Origin of the sequence: Kribbella sp. CA-294648 (genome assembly GCF_050943845.1) — a bacterium.
Classification (GTDB): Bacteria; Actinomycetota; Actinomycetes; order Propionibacteriales; family Kribbellaceae; genus Kribbella.
Genome location: NZ_CP191981.1, coordinates 1,710,783 through 1,727,254, shown reverse-complemented (window position 1 = coordinate 1,727,254; position 16,472 = coordinate 1,710,783). Strand labels below are relative to the sequence as shown.

16 protein-coding genes are annotated in these 16,472 nt (G+C 68.3%); 7 read left to right on the top strand and 9 right to left on the bottom strand.

The window, feature by feature from the left end:
- Positions 1 to 108: 108 nt before the first annotated feature.
- From ACQPYM_RS08415 to ACQPYM_RS08395, 5 genes are read left to right on the top strand one after another with little or no spacing between them, the layout of a single operon-like run.
- Positions 109 to 1,149: a hypothetical protein gene (locus ACQPYM_RS08415; RefSeq protein WP_433017438.1), complete on the top strand. Its 1,041-nt coding sequence runs from the start codon at positions 109 to 111 to the stop codon at positions 1,147 to 1,149.
- A gap of 5 nt (positions 1,150 to 1,154) precedes the next feature.
- Positions 1,155 to 1,793 (top strand): DUF4129 domain-containing protein, encoded by a 639-nt coding sequence (locus ACQPYM_RS08410; protein WP_433017435.1) that lies wholly within the window; start codon positions 1,155 to 1,157, stop codon positions 1,791 to 1,793.
- Positions 1,790 to 2,935, top strand: a complete 1,146-nt coding sequence (locus ACQPYM_RS08405; protein WP_433017432.1) for a DUF4350 domain-containing protein — start codon at positions 1,790 to 1,792, stop codon at positions 2,933 to 2,935. The genes ACQPYM_RS08410 and ACQPYM_RS08405 overlap by 4 nt, the downstream gene beginning before the upstream one ends.
- Complete coding sequence (locus ACQPYM_RS08400; protein ID WP_433017429.1) at positions 2,932 to 3,906, top strand: AAA family ATPase; 975 nt, start codon at positions 2,932 to 2,934, stop codon at positions 3,904 to 3,906. The genes ACQPYM_RS08405 and ACQPYM_RS08400 overlap by 4 nt, the downstream gene beginning before the upstream one ends.
- Positions 3,906 to 5,198: a DUF58 domain-containing protein gene (locus ACQPYM_RS08395; protein ID WP_433017426.1), complete on the top strand. Its 1,293-nt coding sequence runs from the start codon at positions 3,906 to 3,908 to the stop codon at positions 5,196 to 5,198. The genes ACQPYM_RS08400 and ACQPYM_RS08395 overlap by 1 nt, the downstream gene beginning before the upstream one ends.
- Here ACQPYM_RS08395 and ACQPYM_RS08390 read toward each other — a convergent pair.
- The 9 genes from ACQPYM_RS08390 to ACQPYM_RS08350 all read right to left on the bottom strand — a co-directional run bounded on the left by ACQPYM_RS08390 (position 5,195) and on the right by ACQPYM_RS08350 (position 13,703).
- Positions 5,195 to 5,731 carry an MOSC domain-containing protein gene (locus ACQPYM_RS08390; RefSeq protein WP_433017423.1) on the bottom strand — a complete coding sequence of 179 codons (537 nt, stop codon included), beginning with the start codon at positions 5,729 to 5,731 and terminating at the stop codon, positions 5,195 to 5,197. The two genes, ACQPYM_RS08395 and ACQPYM_RS08390, sit on opposite strands and share 4 nt — an antisense overlap.
- The gene (locus tag ACQPYM_RS08385; protein WP_433017420.1) at positions 5,728 to 6,669 is read right to left on the bottom strand and encodes an ABC transporter ATP-binding protein; all 942 of its coding nucleotides are present in this window, start codon (positions 6,667 to 6,669) and stop codon (positions 5,728 to 5,730) included. Before ACQPYM_RS08385 ends, ACQPYM_RS08390 begins: the two co-directional genes overlap by 4 nt.
- Positions 6,663 to 7,622: an ABC transporter ATP-binding protein gene (locus ACQPYM_RS08380; RefSeq protein WP_433017417.1), complete on the bottom strand. Its 960-nt coding sequence runs from the start codon at positions 7,620 to 7,622 to the stop codon at positions 6,663 to 6,665. The genes ACQPYM_RS08385 and ACQPYM_RS08380 overlap by 7 nt, the downstream gene beginning before the upstream one ends.
- A complete protein-coding gene (locus ACQPYM_RS08375) occupies positions 7,622 to 8,503 on the bottom strand; it encodes an ABC transporter permease (RefSeq protein WP_433017414.1) in 882 nt (293 codons plus the stop codon). The genes ACQPYM_RS08380 and ACQPYM_RS08375 overlap by 1 nt, the downstream gene beginning before the upstream one ends.
- Entirely contained in the window at positions 8,500 to 9,531 is a 1,032-nt protein-coding gene (locus ACQPYM_RS08370; RefSeq protein ID WP_433017411.1) for an ABC transporter permease, read from the bottom strand. Before ACQPYM_RS08370 ends, ACQPYM_RS08375 begins: the two co-directional genes overlap by 4 nt.
- Positions 9,532 to 9,556: 25 nt before the next feature.
- Positions 9,557 to 11,380: an ABC transporter substrate-binding protein gene (locus tag ACQPYM_RS08365; protein WP_433017408.1), complete on the bottom strand. Its 1,824-nt coding sequence runs from the start codon at positions 11,378 to 11,380 to the stop codon at positions 9,557 to 9,559.
- Positions 11,381 to 11,505: 125 nt separating this feature from the next.
- Positions 11,506 to 11,895: a VOC family protein gene (locus ACQPYM_RS08360; protein ID WP_433017405.1), complete on the bottom strand. Its 390-nt coding sequence runs from the start codon at positions 11,893 to 11,895 to the stop codon at positions 11,506 to 11,508.
- Positions 11,896 to 11,909: 14 nt separating this feature from the next.
- Positions 11,910 to 12,674, bottom strand: a complete 765-nt coding sequence (locus ACQPYM_RS08355) for a DUF1206 domain-containing protein (protein WP_433017402.1) — start codon at positions 12,672 to 12,674, stop codon at positions 11,910 to 11,912.
- A gap of 30 nt (positions 12,675 to 12,704) precedes the next feature.
- Positions 12,705 to 13,703 carry a stage II sporulation protein M gene (locus tag ACQPYM_RS08350; protein ID WP_433017399.1) on the bottom strand — a complete coding sequence of 333 codons (999 nt, stop codon included), beginning with the start codon at positions 13,701 to 13,703 and terminating at the stop codon, positions 12,705 to 12,707.
- A 243-nt stretch (positions 13,704 to 13,946) separates the two neighbouring features.
- Here ACQPYM_RS08350 and ACQPYM_RS08345 point away from each other — a divergent pair, with 243 nt between their 5' ends.
- Together ACQPYM_RS08345 and ACQPYM_RS08340 are read left to right on the top strand one after the other, a co-directional pair.
- Complete coding sequence (locus tag ACQPYM_RS08345) at positions 13,947 to 15,113, top strand: RDD family protein (RefSeq protein ID WP_433017396.1); 1,167 nt, start codon at positions 13,947 to 13,949, stop codon at positions 15,111 to 15,113.
- Positions 15,114 to 15,701: 588 nt separating this feature from the next.
- Complete coding sequence (locus tag ACQPYM_RS08340) at positions 15,702 to 16,457, top strand: class I SAM-dependent methyltransferase (protein WP_433017393.1); 756 nt, start codon at positions 15,702 to 15,704, stop codon at positions 16,455 to 16,457.
- Positions 16,458 to 16,472: the final 15 nt, after the last annotated feature.

Genomic DNA, 16,472 nt, shown 5'->3' with positions numbered 1-16,472 from the left:
GGGGTATTGGACCGCTCGGGCTGTGATCATGGTGCACTGCGGGTTCGGGGACAAGCCCGGCAGGGCCGCATCGGGGCCCGCCGGCGGGCCGGGAAGGGAGGGGGCGGGATGCGCGACGACATCGGGGTCTACGAGAGTCCGGAGTACTCCGAACCGCTGCGGCCGTGGCTGCCGGCGGACCTGCTCGACAACGCCGCCCGGACCATCTCCGACAACAAGGCGGTCATGCTGGGCCTGCCGGTGGTGGCCGGGATCGCGCTGGCCGCGGTCCAGGCGGCGCTGGCCCAACTCACCGTGCCCGGTGGCATCAGCGGCTTCTTCAACGCGGACTCGCCGTTCGAACAGGCCGGTATCTCCATGCTGGTCATGTACGGACTGCAACTGGTTCTGTTCGCTGTGGTGTCGAGCATGCTGTCCGGCATCATCGCCCTGGCAGCCGTCCGCAGCCAGCTGGCGACCCGGGTGGGCCCACGCGAACTGCTCCGCCTGGTACGCCGGTCCCTGCCCGCTCTGGCCGCTGTCGGCGCGGTGCAGTCGCTGTGCTTCGTGGTGATGATCGCCGGCTGGGGGCTGGGCGTCTTCGGCCTCGGCGTCGGCGCGGACGCGGTCATCTCGTCAGAGGTCGCCGGTCTGATCTCGGTCCTGCTGGTGATGGTCGGCGGCGTCCTGGTGCTGATCTTCGGGATCCGGCTGGTGCTGGCCGGCACCGTGGTCCTGATGGAGGGCAAGCACGCTCCGGACATCGGGCTCTACATCCCGGCCAGGGTGGGGATCTGGGGTTCGCTGCGGCGCTCCTGGCGGCTGGTGCGCGGCAAGTTCTGGCGGGTGCTGGGCATCCTGCTCTTCGCCTCCGTGGTGGTGAACATCGTCAGCTACGCACTGCAGTTCGGTATCGGCACCCTGGTCGCCACGCTCGGCGCCTGGGCCGACGGCAGCGACGACGGCAGCGCGACCATTGTCGCGGTGGTGGTTGGCGTCGCGGCCGGAGTGGCGACCGTCCTCACCCTGATCGCCAGCCTCGCCTTCCTGTCGGCCGTGCAGGCACTCATCTACCTTGACCTGCGGGTGCGGCGCGAGGGGCTCGACCTCTGGCTCCGTCCCTCCCTGCGACCGGCGCCGGCCCAGCAGCAGACCGGGCCGCTTCTGTGAGGCCCATGGTGCAACTGGAACCGCCGGTCGACATCAGCCGTGACGACGCCGCCCAGGAAGCCGCGAAGGAGTTGGCCAAGCCCGCCTATGGTCAGGCCGGCGACAACCTCATCGCCCGGGCGATCGACAAGGTCCTGACCTGGATCACCGACATGCTCGCCGACCTGACCGGCCGGTCCCCCGACGGCAATGCGGGGCTGCTGATGCTGGTCGGCCTGATCGTGCTCGTGGTCGTGGTTGTCCTCTGGCGGGCCGGCGTACTACGCACCACGCGCAGCACCAAGAGTCAGGTTGTCTTCGAGACCGGCAAGCCACGCAGCGCAGCGGAGTACCGGGCCCAGGCTGAGGCCGAGGTGGCCGGGGGCAACTACGCGGGTGCGGTGCGAAGCCGGTTCCGTGCCTGTGTCGCTGAGCTCACCGAGCGCACTGTGATCGACGAGCGACCGGGGCGGACGGCGTACGAGGCGGTGGCGGACGCGGGGCGCGTAGTACCGGCTCTGCGGGAGCCTCTGCAGCCGGCGGCGCTGGCGTTCACAGAGGTTGTCTACGGCAACCGCCCTGGTACTCCGGAACGCTATGCCCAGGTAGTGGCGGCTGACGACGCCGCGAGGCACGTGTCGACGCGACAGCTGGTGCAGGGATGAGTACTGCGCTCGGTCGGAGCGGCACCGAGGTCTGGCGGTCCCTGCGGGTTCCCCTGCTGGTCACGGGAGCCGCCGTGCTCATCATCTTCGTGCTGCTCATCGCAGGAGCCACCCGGACCTCTGGACCGTTCAGCCCGGACTCTGCCGAGCCATCCGGCGCGAAAGCGCTGGCGGCTCTGCTGGAGAACCATGGGGTCGACGTGACCGGCACCGAGGACTTCGAGGACGCAACGGACTCCGGAGCGGGCAAGACGCTTCTGGTCGCTCCCGGCGGGTCTCTGAGCCGCTCCGACTGGGAGGACATCGCAGCGGCCGGGTGGAGTCATGTCGTGCTCATGCGGCCCAGCTCCAGAGCACTGGAGTCCTTTGCCACCGGCGTGCGATCCGCAAGCCAGACAATGCCCTCTGACAGCCGCTCCCCCGGCTGCGACCTCCCTGCAGCCATCAAGGCCGGTACTGCGACCGTCGGCGGCGTCTCGTACTCCGCGCCCGACTCGGCCACCGCTTGCTACGGCGACGGCATCAACCACACTGTGGTCCGTCTGGAAAACCAGGGCACGACTGTCGACGTGGTCGGCTCGCCACGGACCTTCACCAACGACCAGCTGGCCGAGGACGGCAACGCGGCGCTGGCGCTCAACCTGATCGGCACGCACTCCGAGCTGGTCTGGTACCTGCCGCAGTACGAGGGCAACAGCTACGACGACGAGGACGACGCCGAGGGCCCACCACTGGTGCCACCGGACGTCCGGTACATCGCCTGGGCGCTGGCCTTCGCTGCCTTCGTGGTGGCGATCTGGCGTGGCCGCCGGCTCGGACCCGTCGTACCAGAGCCGCTGCCGGTCATCGTCCACGCGGCGGAGACCACTGAAGGCCGGGCGAGGCTCTACCGCCGTTCCAGGGCTCGTGACCGCGCGGCCGCGGCTCTGCGGGAGTCCACGCTCGGCAAGCTGCAGAAGGCCCACGGCATCCCCCGCAGAGCCGACCCGACCGCCGTGGTGACGACAGTCGCCGCCCGGACCGGCAGGGATCCGGCCATGCTCCATGAACTGCTCTACGGTCAACCACCGGCCGACGACTCCGCCCTGATGTCCCTGTCCCACGAGCTAGCTGTGCTGACGCTGGAGGTACGACACCCGTGACGACCGCTATCGAGGTCACCCCCGAACGGGCCAGGCAGGCTCTGGTCGAGCTCCGGAACGAGATCGGCAAGGCCGTGGTCGGGCAGGAGACCGCCGTGACCGCTCTGGTGCTCGCCCTGCTGTGCCGCGGCCACGTGCTGCTGGAAGGCGTCCCGGGGACGGCCAAGACGCTGATGGTGCGGGCGCTGTCGATGGCGATGCGGCTGGAGACGAAGCGGGTCCAGTTCACCCCCGACCTGATGCCCGGCGACGTCACCGGTTCGCTGGTGTACGACGCGAAGACCAGCGAGTTCGAGTTCCGCAAGGGGCCGGTGTTCACCAACATCCTGCTCGCGGACGAGATCAACCGGACCCCGCCGAAGACCCAGGCCGCGCTGCTCGAGGCGATGGAGGAGCGGCAGGTCACCGTCGACGGCGAGCCGCGCAAGCTGCCGAATCCCTTCGTCGTCGCCGCGACCCAGAACCCGATCGAGTACGAGGGCACCTATCCGTTGCCGGAGGCGCAGCTGGACCGGTTCCTGCTGAAGGTGACGCTGGAGATCCCGCCGCGCGACGCGGAGATCGCAGTACTGGCACGGCATGCTGCCGGTTTCGACCCGCGTGACCTCACGGCGGCCGGGCTGCGCCCGGTGGCCGGCCCGGAGGACCTCCTGGCCGGACAGGCCGCAGTACGACGGGTCGCAGTACGGGAAGACGTGCTGGCCTACGTGGTCGACCTGTGCCGGGCCACTCGGCAGTCTCCGTCGCTGCAGCTCGGGGTGTCGCCTCGTGGTGCGACCGCACTGCTTGCGGTGTCTCGGGCGTGGGCCTGGTTGTCCGGGCGCGACTACGTGATCCCGGACGATGTGAAGGCGATGGCGCGTCCCTGTCTGCGGCACCGGGTGCAGATCCGGCCGGAGGCAGAGCTGGAAGGTGTCACGGCGGACGCAGTACTGGAGAGCGTGCTGGCCACGGTGCCAGTGCCACGCTGATGGTCGTCACTGGCCGGGCCGGCGTACTTGCCGCGGCCGGAGTCCTCTTCGTCGCAGTGGTGATGCCCAGGTGGGCAGGAGTCGGCCTGGTCGTCGCTGTTGTGCTGCTGGTGTGCCTGGTCGACCTGCTGCTGGCTGGGTCGCCTCGGCGGCTGCAGCTCAGCAGGGAGGGCGACAACGCAGTACGGCTCGGGCAGCAGGCGGTGGTCACGTTGCTGGTGGCCAATCCGGGCCGCCGGGTGAAGGGGTTGCTGCGCGACGCTTGGCCGCCTTCTGCCGGCGTACAGGACCCACCGCACAAGCTGGACCTGCCCAATGGCGAGCGGCGGCGGCTGACGACGCATCTGGTGCCCACCCGGCGTGGGGATCGGCATGCTGACCGTGTGACGGTGCGGTCGATCGGCCCGCTCGGCTTTGCCGGCCGACAGGGGTCGCACAAGGTGCCGTGGACCGTGCGGGCGCTGCCACCGTTCAACAGCCGCAAGCACTTGCCGTCCCGGCTTGCACGGCTCCGCGAGCTCGATGGCCGAACCGCCTTGCTGACGAGGGGTCAGGGCACGGAGTTCGACTCACTGCGCGACTACGTGCCCGGCGATGACGTTCGCAGCATCGACTGGCGAGCCACCGCCCGCCGCGACAGCGTCGTACTGCGAACCTGGCGGCCCGAGCGCGACCGGCAGGTGGCGATTGTCATCGACTCCGGTCGCATGTCGGCCGGGCGGGTCGGGGATGCGCCTCGCCTGGACCACGCAATGGACGCAGCCCTTTTGCTGGCTGCCCTGGCAACCCGTGCTGGCGACCGCGTCTCGTTACTGGCTTGCGATTCGGAGGTCCGCGCCGACGTTCGCCGACCCGCTCCGCAAGATGTCCTCCCGTCTTTCGTCAACGCCCTGGCGAACGTGGACGCGCAACTCGTCCAGACCGACTTCCGGGTGGTCGTCTCGCACGTCCTGGAACGCCTCGGCCAACGCTCCCTCGTAGTACTCCTGACAGGCCTGGATCCCGCGGTGATCGAGGAGTCCCTGCTCCCGGTCATCGGCCCACTCCTCCGCCGGCACGTCGTCGTACTGGCGTCCGTGGCTGACCCGCGCCTGTCGGAGATGGAGACGTCCCTCTCCGACATGATCGAAATCTACGGCGCAGCCTCAGCCGCCCGCACCCGCCTCGACCGCGAACGCGTAACCGCAGTCCTCACCCGAGCCGGCGCCACCGTCATCGACGAAAACCCCGACCAGATCGCACCGGCCCTGGCCGACACCTACCTAGCTTTGAAGAAGGCCGGCCGGCTCTAGACCAGCTCAAGCGGCTCGTTTGGTTCGGGCGGGAGTTTGACGGTCAGGTGGTCTCCTGGTCGCACGATGCCGCCGACGGTGACCACGCTCATGATCCCGACCCGACGGACGACTGTGCCGTCGGCTGACTTCCTCAGCACCTGCTTCAGCAGACCCTTCTGCAGCCCGTTGATCTGACTACAGGGATCCCGCAGCCCGGTGACCGTCAGGATCGCGGTGTCCCCGAGTTGTAGTTTCGTCCCCGTCGGCAGCTCGAACAGGTCGAGGCCGACGGTGGTGACGTTCTCCCCCAGTTCGCCTGGCGCGACGTCGTACCCGTTGGCTGCCAACTCGTCGAGCACCTCCCGCGAGATGAGGTGCACCTGCCGCAGGTTCGGTGCCGTCCGGTCCTTCTTCACCAGATGCCGGTGCCGCACGGTGGCGCCCGCATGCGCGTCCCCCTCGACCCCGACACCTTCGATCAACCGGATCTCACCCACCGACAACTTGCTGAACCGGTGCTTGTCGTCGCGGTGGACGGCTTCGACTCTCACCCTCCCAGCTTAAGCAGGTGGCAGGCGGCTTGGGACTGGGCTGTGGCGGGGAGGATGGGGAGGAGGTCGGTGCGACAGTGCGGGGCGATGGGGTTGTTGGCGGCTACTACCTGGCAGCGGGGGTGGAAGCGGCAACCGGTGGGGATGCGGGTTGGGTCTGGGGGTTCGCCGGACAGGACGATGCGTTCGGGGGATTCGGGGAGGACCGAGAGCAGGGCCTGGGTGTAGGGGTGTTGGGGGTTCTTCAGGACTTCCTCGGTGGGGCCTGACTCGACGATGCGGCCGAGGTACATGACGGCTACCCGGTCGGCGATGTTCCAGGCGAGGCCTAGGTCGTGGGTGACCACCAAGGCTGACAGTCCCAGGTCGTCGCGAAGGCGCAGGAGCAGCGCGAGGATTTCGCCGCGGACGGACGCGTCGAGGGAGGCGACGGGTTCGTCGGCGATCAGTACTTTCGGGTCGAGCGCGAGTGCGCCGGCGATGACGACTCGTTGCCGCTGGCCACCGGAGAGCTCGTGCGGGTAGCGCAGGAAGAACCGCTCCGGTGGTCGCAGACCGGCCCGCGAAAGGGCCTCACTGACAACCTTCTCCTCGTCCGGGAGACCGTGGATCCGGGGACCCTCGGCAACCGCTTCGTAGACCGTCTGGCGAGGGTTCAGCGAACCCATCGGGTCCTGCAGGACCAGTTGAACCTGCCGGCGGTAGGCCTTGAGCGACTTGCCTCGGTAGGACAACGGCGTCCCGTCGTACGAGACCGTGCCTGAGGTCGGGCGTTCGAGGCCGAGCAGGGTGCGGGCCAGGGTGGTCTTGCCGCAGCCCGATTCGCCCACCAGGGCGACGATCTCGCCCGCCCCGACGGACAGGTTGACCCCGTCGACGGCTCGCGCGCGCCGGCCGCGCGAGCTGAACTCGACCGCCAACTCAGTTGCCGTTAGCAAGATTCCTCCAGGACCAGCACACAGGCCGCCGTACGCCGGTCACCGGCCGGCCGCAACGAGACCTCGACCGTCGAGCACGTGTCGAGGGCGACCGGGCAGCGCGGATGGAACACGCATCCCGACGGCAACTGCTGCGGATCCGGCGGGTCACCCCCGAGACCGCGAGGCGCCAGCCGGGACGCGGGATCGCCGACCGTTGGGAAGGCGGCCGACAGCGCCTGGCTGTAGGGGTGGCGGAACGTACCACTGGAAGGACCGGTCTCGACCACTCGCCCGGCGTACATGACCGCCAGCCGGTCACACGTATCAGCCAGCACGGACAGGTCGTGCGAGATCATCAGCAACGAGATCCCGTGCGACGCGATCAGTTCCTTGATCAGGTTCAGCACCTGCGCCTGCACCATCAGGTCGAGCGCCGTGGTCGGCTCATCGGCGATGATCAGTTGCGGCTCGCAAGCAAGCGCCATCGCGATCATCACTCGTTGCCGTTGGCCACCAGACAGTTCATGCGGATAACTGCGCGCCCGCCAGGCCGGCAGACCGACCTGACTGAGCAGCTCCGCGACCCGCGCCTTGGCCTTCTCAGGCGACTGCAGCTTGTGTACCAACATCGGCTCGGCGATCTGGTCGCCGATCCGCTGCACCGGATTGAGCCCGTGCTGCGCACCCTGGAAGACGATCGACGCCTCGGCCCACCGAACCGCGCGCAACCGACCCCACTTCATCTGCAGGATGTCCTCGCCACCAAGCACGATCCGGCCTGAGGTCCGCGCGTCCTTCGGCAGCAACCGCAGCAGCGCCATCGCCAGCGTCGACTTCCCGGACCCCGACTCCCCCACGATGCCGAGCGCTTCCCCGGCTTCCAGCGACAACGAAACACCCCGTACTGCGGGGACGTCACCCGACGCGATCCGGTAGGTGACGGAGAGATCGTCCAGCTCGAGCAGGCTCATCAGGCGGCCCTCCGCAGCCGGGGGTTCAGCACGTTCTCCAGTGCCCGGCCGCAGAGCGTGAACGCCATCACGACGATCACGATGCACAGGCCGGGAACGAGGATGTACCACCAGGCGCCGGAGGTCGCCGCGCCCCAGTCGTACGAACCGCGCAGCATCGTTCCCCAGGAGGTCTTGTTCGCGCTGACCCCGAGAAAGGCCAGCGTCGACTCGGTGACGATCGCGCTCGCCACCTCCAGCGTGGTACTTGCCAGCAGCAACGGTGCCACGTTCGGCAGGACGTGCCGGGTGGTGATGTGCCAGTGCCCGCCACCCAGCGCCTGCGAGCGTTCGATGTAGGGCCGGGCCTCCACCGCCAGCGTCTGCGCGCGGATCAACCGGGCCGTCGAAGGCCAGGACGTCACGCCGATCGCGGCGATGATGGTCACCGTGCTGCCGCCCAGGATCGCCGCCAGCACCAGCGCGGTGACCAGGGACGGCAGGACCAGGAACCAGTCGGTGATCCGCATGACGATCGCGCCGATCCAGCCGCGGAAGTGCCCGGCCGCGATGCCGAGCACGGTACCGATCACCATGCTGAGCAGCGCGGCGAGGAAGCCGATCAGCAGCGACGTCCGCGATCCCCACCAGACCATCAGCAGCACAGACCGGCCGGACTCGTCCGTACCGAGCGGGTCGTCCCAGCTCGGCGGCGCCAGCTTCTCGCCGGTCCCGCTGACGACATTGGTCACACCCGCGTCGATGAACAGCGGTGCGATGACCGCGAGCAGGACCGCGACCACGAGGATCACGAGGCCCGCAACGCCGGCCCGATGCGTGCGGAAGTCCGACCAGAACCGCCGGAAAGCGCGCCGGCGCCGGGTCCAGGTGATGCTGCTCATGCCGACCTCACCCTCGGATCAAGCACGTGGTACACGACATCGGCGAGCGTGTTCATCAGGATCACCGACACTGTGATGAGCAGGAACGTGCCCTGCATCAAGGTGAAGTCGGGCACCCGGATCGCCTCGTAGAACAACTGCCCGAGCCCTGGCCAGCTGAAGATCGCCTCGACCGTCACCGCCCCGCCGACGACGAATCCGATCCGCATGAAGACCAGCGTCACGGTCGGCAGCAGCGCGTTCGGTACTGCGTGCCGCCGCCGGATCTCATCATCCTTGAGACCCTTCGCCCGCGCCGTCGTGACGTAGTCCTGGCCCACCTCGTCGAGCACCGAGGACCGCATCACCAGGAGGTACTGCGCATACACAACCGCCACCATCGTCAGGCACGGCAACACCATGTGCTTCGCCACATCGAGCACGTAGCCGAAGCCATCGGGTGCGTCGACACTCTCGATCCCCCTGGTCGGGAAGACGCCCGGGATCGGACCGATGCCGGCGGCAAACACCATGAGTAGCAGGAGTCCGAGCCAGAACGTCGGTACCGACCAGAGCACCAGCGACACCCCGGTGGAGAACTTGTCGAAGCGGCTGCCCGGTTTCCACCCGGCTCGCGCGCCTTGCCAGATGCCCAGACTGACGGCCATCACCAGCGCAGTACCGGTGAGCAGGAGGGTCGGGCCGATGCGTTCACCGATCAGGTCGAGGACGGGGCGCTTGTACTCGTACGACGTACCGAGGTCGAAGCGCAGCGTCTGGCCGACGAAGTCCAGGAACTGCTCGGGCAGCGACTTGTCCAGCCCGAGCCGGCGTCGCTCCAGGTCGAGCTGCTCGGGCGTCATGTTCCGCCCCTGCGCCAGCGCCCGGACCGGGTCGCCGGGCAGCAACCGGAATGCGAAGAACGTCGCGACGATCACCATCGCGATGCTGAGCAGCGCCCCGCCCACCTTCGACACGGCGTACCGCAGGAGCCCCCGGCGGGCGGGCTCCTCGGCGATCGCCTCCGTCGCGGATGGCGCGATGGTCATCGCGCCACCCGGTCAGAAACTGGAGTCATTCGCGGTCGTCCGCCACGGTCTTGCGGCGACGGGCGAGGAAGAACCCGACTCCGGCCAGAACCAGGACGCCGGCGACGACACCCACGATCACGCCGGTGTTCGAGCCCTCGGCCTCAGCGGCCGCGCCGTCCTTGGAGACCGCTTCGAGCGTGTAGAACGGCCAGTAGCCGCTGCCGCCGTACATGATGCCCTTGTCCTCGGGGATCGTGGTGACCTTGGCGATCCGGTCCTTGCGGTAGCCCTCGAGGTTGTTCGGGTAGTACAGCGCGATCACCGGCGCGTCCGTGTAGAGCCGCTCCTGCATCTTCTTGATGACGTCGGCCCGCTTCGGCCGGTCCAGCTCCTTCAGCTGCTGCTGGTAGAGCGCCTCGTACTGCGGGTCGCAGTAGAACGACTCGGTCCCACCGCCCTCACCCGATGCGGTCGGACGCCGGCTGCACAGGTGCGTCGCCAGCACCTCCTCCGGATCCGGGTTGACCGACCAGCCGCTGATCGCGATGTCGAACAGCGCCGTCGTACCGGTCTCCTCGGTGAACTTGCTGGAGTCGAGCCGCTTGGTGGTCAGCGTGATCCCGACCTCCTTGAGCCACCCGGTCAGGTACTCGGCCAGCTTCTCCTCGATCGGCGCGTCGGTGTGGATGCTGAACCGGAACTGCAGCTTGCGCGTTCCGTCCGGCATCGTCCGGATGCCGTCGGCACCTTTCTTGTAGCCGGCGTCGTCGAGGATCTTGTTCGCCTTGGCCAGGTCGAAGCTGACCTTCTGGTCACCGCCGGCCTGCCAGAAGAAGTCCTTGTACATCGGCGGCACGATCGATCCGTCGGCCGGTTTCGCCAGCCCGTTCTGCACCTCGTCGACCAGCTTCTGCTTGTCGATCGCGGTGTGCAGCGCCTGCCGGACCTTCGGGTCCTTCAGCGCCGGGTGCCCGTCGCCGATCGGCTTGTTGTCGCTGGTGGTCGCACCGTGGTTGACCTGCAGGTACGTCGCGCGCCGGCCCTCGGTGTTCCACTGGACGATGTTCTCGTCACCCTTGAGGGCTTCGAAGTCCGGCGGCGCGAGCCGGCCGATCAGGTCGATGTCACCCTTCTTCAGCCCGACGATCGCGGCCGCTGGGTTGTCGTAGAAGATCACCTGCAGCTCATCGATCTTCGGCGCGCCCCGCCAGTAGTCCGGGTTCGCCTTGAGCTTCACGTACTGGTCCTTCTTGTGCTCCACCGCGATGTACGGCCCGCTCGTGACGGCGGGGTAGTCATTCGCCTCGTACTTCGCGATGTCGCCGACCTTCTCCCAGACGTGCTTGGGCATGATCGGCACCGGGTTCTCGAGCATCGACGCCTGCGGGGACTTCAGCTTGATGATCAGGTCCTGGCCGTTCGCGCTGACGTTGGCGAAGTTCTCCACGGCGGGGCCGTTGGCGGTCTTCGCGCCGTCGTCGGTGATCATCTTGTTGAACGTCCAGGCCGCGTCGGCGGCGGTGATCGGCTGCCCGTCCGACCACTTGGCCTGCCGGATCTTGAACGTCCAGGTCAGGCCGTCCGGCGAGGTGGTCCACGACTCGGCCAGGTCAGGGCTGGGCTGCAGCGTCTTCGAGTCCGGTACGGCGAGGTAGCCGTACATCCAGCGGTGGATCGACGACGAGACCAGCCGGACGGCCAGGAACGGGTTCATCGAGTCCATCGCCTGGGTCGCGCCGACCCTGATCACCTTGGGCGCCGCGGGGTCCGCGGTCACCGCGGCCGGCGCCGCTTGAGCCACCGGTCCTGCCAGCCCTCCCAGCGCCAAGAGTCCCATCGCCGCTGCCGCGCCGATCCATTTGCGCATCCGCCCCACGCACCTTCCGCCCTGGTGTTTAGGGAGAAAACCACACCATGAAGCGGTGGTTCGTCAATGATTTACGACTTTTCGTCACAGATCCGTTGCCTGCGACCACACTGGGACGGCGGCCGTCAGGGTTGGCGGCCCGCGAGGACGCAGAATTCGTTGCCCTCGGGGTCGGCCAGGCACACCCAGCTCTCCTCGCCGGTCTGACCGACGTTCGCCCGGGTGGCACCCAGCTCGAGCAGCCGCTCAACCTCTTCGTCCTGGTCCCGATCGGTCGGGTTGACGTCGAGGTGCAGCCGGTTCTTGATGATCTTGCCTTCCGGCACCTTGACGAACCCCAGCGTCGGCGGCACTGGCCCAGGACGCGCCTTCCCCTCGGCCACCAGCGGCGACCCGATCCCGACGAAGTCCTCGTCCTGCTCCTGTACTTCGTAGCCGAGCACCGCACACCAGAACCGCGCCAGCCTCACCGGATCAGCACAATCAACCGCCAGTTCGGTGAACTTGCTCGTCAAGACACAAACCCTTCTCAGTGTTTGGCGTTGCGGGACCAGACGAAGGCGTAGATGCCGAAGGCGGCTACGCCGAGGGCCAGGAGGGTGAGGAGGACGGAGCCGAAGGGCTGGTCCCGGACGGTGCGGAGGGCGGTGTCGAGGCCGCCGGCCTTCTTCGGGTCGTAGTCGATCGCCGCCCAGGCGAACAGGGCGCCGGCGATGACGAAGGCGATGCCCTTGGCGGCGTAGCCGATCCGGCCGAGCAGGATGGTCGACTCCGAAACGCCACCGACCAGGTCCTGGAGGAACTTCTTCTTGATCGCCTTGTGGATCTGGTAGATGCCGAAGCCGACGATGAGCAGGCCGATCAGCACGACCAGCACCCGGCCGGCGCCGTTCTGCATCAGCTTCGCGCTCAGCCCGCTCGAGGTACCGGCGCTCGACTTGCTCGAGCCCATCGCGACCTTGGCCGCGCTGATCGCCAGGACGAGGTAGAGCAGGGCACGGCCGGCCGCCTTGAGCCTCTTCTTGGTGTCGAACCCGTAGGCGACTTCGAAACCCTTCCAGATCACCAGCGAGAGCAGGCCGGCCGCGGCGATCCAGAGCAGCACCTCACCGAAGGGTTTGCTCGCGAGCTCGTGCAGCGCCCCTTCGTGCGAGCCTTCTTCGGATTTCTTGCCCCAGGCGATCTGCACTGCGATCCAGGCGATCAACAGGTGCACCACGCCGTAGGCGATCAGCCCGACGGTGATCGAGGCGTGGTACACGGGGCTTTGCCGTGCTTGCTGGGCGGTCGTCATGGCTCACTCGTACCCACCGGGAAACGGGTATCAAGCCGAGACGGGTGCGCTCGCCTCGCGGTCGGCTTCCTCGACATCGCCGTACTCGCCGGCCTTCACGGCGCGCCGGCCGAGCGTCCAGACGTAGACGCAGAACCCGAGCTCAGCCAGTACGCCGATGCCGACCCTGACCGAGGTGGGTAGCGGCGAGGGCGTGACAAAGGCCTCGATCAATCCGGTGATCAGCAAGATCGTGCCGAGCCCGATCGCCATCCCGACGGTGGCGCGGCCGGTCTGGGCGAGGGCCTGCATCCTGGTTCTCGGACCGGGCGCTATCCAGGACCAGCCCAGCCGCAGGCCGGCCGCCGACGCGACGAAGACCGCGGTGAGTTCGAGCAGGCCGTGGGGCGTGATCAGGCCGAAGAACACGTCGCCGCGGTCGTGGCCGATCATCAGGCCGGCCATCACGCCGAGGTTCTCCGCGTTGCTCCACAGCACGAACATCGTCGGGACCAGCAGCACACCGATCGCCAGTACTGCGGCCGAGATCGCAGCGTTGTTGATCCACACCCGGAGGGCGAAGTCCTGAGCCGGGTTCTCGGAGTAGTAGTTGGCGAAGTCCTCGTTGACGAGTTGCTCGATCTGCGACGGGGTGGCGATCGACTCGAGGATCTCCGGGTTCGCGATGATCCGCCACGCCATCCAGGCGGCGACCAGGTAGAACAGCAGGCCGATGGCGAGCCACCAGCGGCGGGAGACGTACAGAGCGGCAGGGAAGCTCACCAGGAAGTAGCGGGAGATGTCCCGCCAGACAGGGGCCTGTGCACCTGTCACTGCACCTCTGGCGTCGGCTATGAGCCCGGAGAGCCGGCCGATGGTGACAGGGTCGGCTCCACTCGCCCGGAGCGCCGACAGGTGCGTGCCGACGCGCTGGTAAAGCGACACGAGCTCGTCGGCCTCAGCACCGCTCAACCGGCGCTGCCGCCGAGTCAGCTCGGCCAGCCGATCCCACTGCGGCTGATGCACGGACACGAACGCCTCGACGTCCATCAGCCCTCCCTCGACTCAGTCTGGCTCTCCCCTGGGGCAGACCAGTGTCCCGCATCGGGGGGTCGGTGCGTAGCTCCGGTGCCCAGGTGCGTGCATCGCAAGGCGGAGGAGGACCGTCGATGCGGGGTTCATCGTCGGTCCTCCTCCAACGCAGCGAGGTGCGTGCCTGGGTGCCGGAGATGCGTGCCGAACCTCCGATGCTGGACACTTGCGGTCCGGGGGGTCTGAAAAGGGAGGGGCGCTGTGTCTCAGCTGGTCACGGGGGAAGCGGTTGTCCTCCAGGTGCGGATCGCGCGGATGCCGACCCGGGCCCTGGCCTGTGCGATCGACTTCGTCATCCAGATGATCGTGCTGGGAACGCTGCTCGGCATCCTGCTGCAGTTCCTGATCGTCGAGGCGAGCCCCGCGCTCGGCGCCGCGCTGGTGATCATCACCGTGCTGCTGGTCCTGATCGGCTACAAGGTCGTAATGGAGACGCTCACCCGGGGCAAAACGCTCGGCAAGCTGATGCTCGGTCTCAAGGTGGTCCGCGACGACGGCAGCTCGATCCGGTTCCGGCACGCGCTCGTCCGGGCGCTGCTCTGGCTGTTCGTCGACTTCGCGCCGTGGTTCGCGGCCAGCCCGGGGATCGTGGCGAGCCTGATGAACAAACAGGGCAAGCGAATCGGCGACATGGTGGCCGGCACCGTGGTGATCCGCGAACGGCACCAGCCGATGGCGTCACCGCCGCTGTTCGTGCCAGGGCATCTGGTCCAGTGGGCGCAGTCCCTGGAGTTGTCGCGGCTCACGGACGACCTGGCGAACACGGCCCGCGAGTATCTGGCCCGGTTCATCGAGCTGGAGCCGGCCGCACGGGTTGCCCTGGGCGACGAGCTCGCCTACCGCGTCGGGCAGGTGACGGCTCCTGCGCCGCCGGTACCGATCATCGCGCCCGCCTTCCTGTCCGCAGTACTGGCCGAACGCCGCCGGCGCGAGCTGACCCGCCTAGCCACCGCCAGAGCGACGTACAGCACCACCACCGGCCCCTTCAGCCACCCCACCCCGTACTCCGCTCCGACTGGCCCCTTCACCCCACCCGGCCAGTACTCCGCTCCGACTGGCCCCTTCACCCCACCCGGCCAGTACTCCGCTCCGACTGGCCCCTTCACCCCACCTGGCCAGTACTCCGCTCCGGCTGGCCCTTTCGGGCCACCTGGTCAGGCCGCTGCTCCGGCTAACCCGTACGCCGTTCCGGCCGGTCCATTTGCTCCTCCGAGCCCGTACGGTGCGCAGCCGGCGCAGTACAGCCCTGCCCCGCGACCGCAGGACCGGCCGTACCCCGGCCCGCCGCCTGCGCCCGCCCAGGAGCCGACGAAGGTCAACGCCGAGGGCTGGCACGCACCGGGCAGCGAGCCCGACCAATGGTCCTGACCAACTGAAAACTGTCGGACCTCCTCGGCAGACTTGTCGAGTGGACTTCCCCCAAGCTCTGCGAACTGTGCGGCACGGCCGGCGCCTCAGCCAGCTCGAGCTTGCCCTGCGCGCCGGGACCACGCAGCGGCATGTGAGCTTCCTCGAGTCCGGCCGTTCGAGCCCCGGCCGTTCTCTCGTCACGTCCTTCAGCCGGACGGCGTTGCCCTTCGGCCGAAACACATACTCCCCACCGGCCACGAACTCCTCGTAGCTCCGGGCGACGCGCGCCTCCAGTTCGTCGTACCCGGTCGCCACCAGCGTGCCGGCCGCGAACCCGAAACCGAGCCCGCCGGCCACCGCCCGGAACTCCGCGGGCGGATCCAGCACATGGACGCCGTCCTCGGCCCAGAGCGCCTCGATCGTCCTGCGACGCTGGCCGGCATCGGCCTCGCACCAAACGCCGACGTACCGCGCGACCAGTTCCCGCGTTGCGCTGTCAGTCATGGTTTTCTCCTTGTTTCACAGGCTTTTCCTCGACACCGACGATCCTCCGCCACGCGCGCTGCCGGCTCAATTCCCGGCGGGGAATGGGCTACTGTTGCGACCATGTCGCAACAGGTGGATTGGGCCGGATGGCTGCAGCGGTGGGACGACCAGCAAGCGGGGTACCTGCCCGATCGCGAGGAGCAGTTCGGCCTGATGCTGGACGTCGTCGAGCGGCTCGTGGGCGAGCCCGGGCGATTCGTCGACCTGGCCTGCGGGCCCGGGTCGATCTCGGCTCGCGCCGCCAAGCGTTTCCCGCAGGCCGACATCATCGGTGTCGACCTCGACCCGTTCCTGCAGGAGATCGCGCGCCAGGCGGTCGCCACCGAGCGCGTCCGGTTCGCCGAAGCGAATCTCCGGATCACGGGCTGGGACGCAGTACTGGGGGAGGATCCGGTCGACGCCGTGTGCTCAGCGACTGCTTTGCACTGGCTCGATCCTGAGGATCTGGAGGCCGTGGCTCAAACGCTGGCCCAGCGCATCCGCCCGGGCGGAGTGTTCCTCAACGCGGACACGATGCGGCTCGGCCCCGACGAAGTACCGCGGCTGGATGCGCTCGCCGTGGCGCTGCGCGACGAGATCTGGGCCGAGTCCCACGCGCAGGGCGTCGAGGACTGGCAGACCTGGTGGGAGGCAGCCGCCGCCGAGCCGGCCTTCGCGGAGTTGCTCGCCGAGCGGGAGGCGCGGTTCGCGGACCGCTGGAGGGGCCGCGAGATCACTCTGACCGACACGATCCAGTCCTTCCGCAAGGCGGGTTTCACCGAGGTCGCAGTACTGGGTCAGGTCGCCGACAAGCACCTCTTCGCGGCGATCCGCTAGACGCCGAAGGGCGCC

What these genes read in the sequence shown, in the direction of transcription:
- ACQPYM_RS08365 (WP_433017408.1), bottom strand. Translation starts at nt 11,380, where the DNA reads ATGCGCAAATGGATCGGCGCGGCAGCGGCGATGGGACTCTTGGCGCTG.
- ACQPYM_RS08405 (WP_433017432.1), top strand. Translation starts at nt 1,790, where the DNA reads ATGAGTACTGCGCTCGGTCGGAGCGGCACCGAGGTCTGGCGGTCCCTG.
- ACQPYM_RS08350 (WP_433017399.1), bottom strand. Translation starts at nt 13,703, where the DNA reads ATGGACGTCGAGGCGTTCGTGTCCGTGCATCAGCCGCAGTGGGATCGG.
- ACQPYM_RS08395 (WP_433017426.1), top strand. Translation starts at nt 3,906, where the DNA reads ATGGTCGTCACTGGCCGGGCCGGCGTACTTGCCGCGGCCGGAGTCCTC.
- ACQPYM_RS08410 (WP_433017435.1), top strand. Translation starts at nt 1,155, where the DNA reads ATGGTGCAACTGGAACCGCCGGTCGACATCAGCCGTGACGACGCCGCC.
- ACQPYM_RS08340 (WP_433017393.1), top strand. Translation starts at nt 15,702, where the DNA reads ATGTCGCAACAGGTGGATTGGGCCGGATGGCTGCAGCGGTGGGACGAC.
- ACQPYM_RS08355 (WP_433017402.1), bottom strand. Translation starts at nt 12,674, where the DNA reads ATGACGACCGCCCAGCAAGCACGGCAAAGCCCCGTGTACCACGCCTCG.
- ACQPYM_RS08415 (WP_433017438.1), top strand. Translation starts at nt 109, where the DNA reads ATGCGCGACGACATCGGGGTCTACGAGAGTCCGGAGTACTCCGAACCG.
- ACQPYM_RS08380 (WP_433017417.1), bottom strand. Translation starts at nt 7,622, where the DNA reads ATGAGCCTGCTCGAGCTGGACGATCTCTCCGTCACCTACCGGATCGCG.
- ACQPYM_RS08375 (WP_433017414.1), bottom strand. Translation starts at nt 8,503, where the DNA reads ATGAGCAGCATCACCTGGACCCGGCGCCGGCGCGCTTTCCGGCGGTTC.
- ACQPYM_RS08370 (WP_433017411.1), bottom strand. Translation starts at nt 9,531, where the DNA reads ATGACCATCGCGCCATCCGCGACGGAGGCGATCGCCGAGGAGCCCGCC.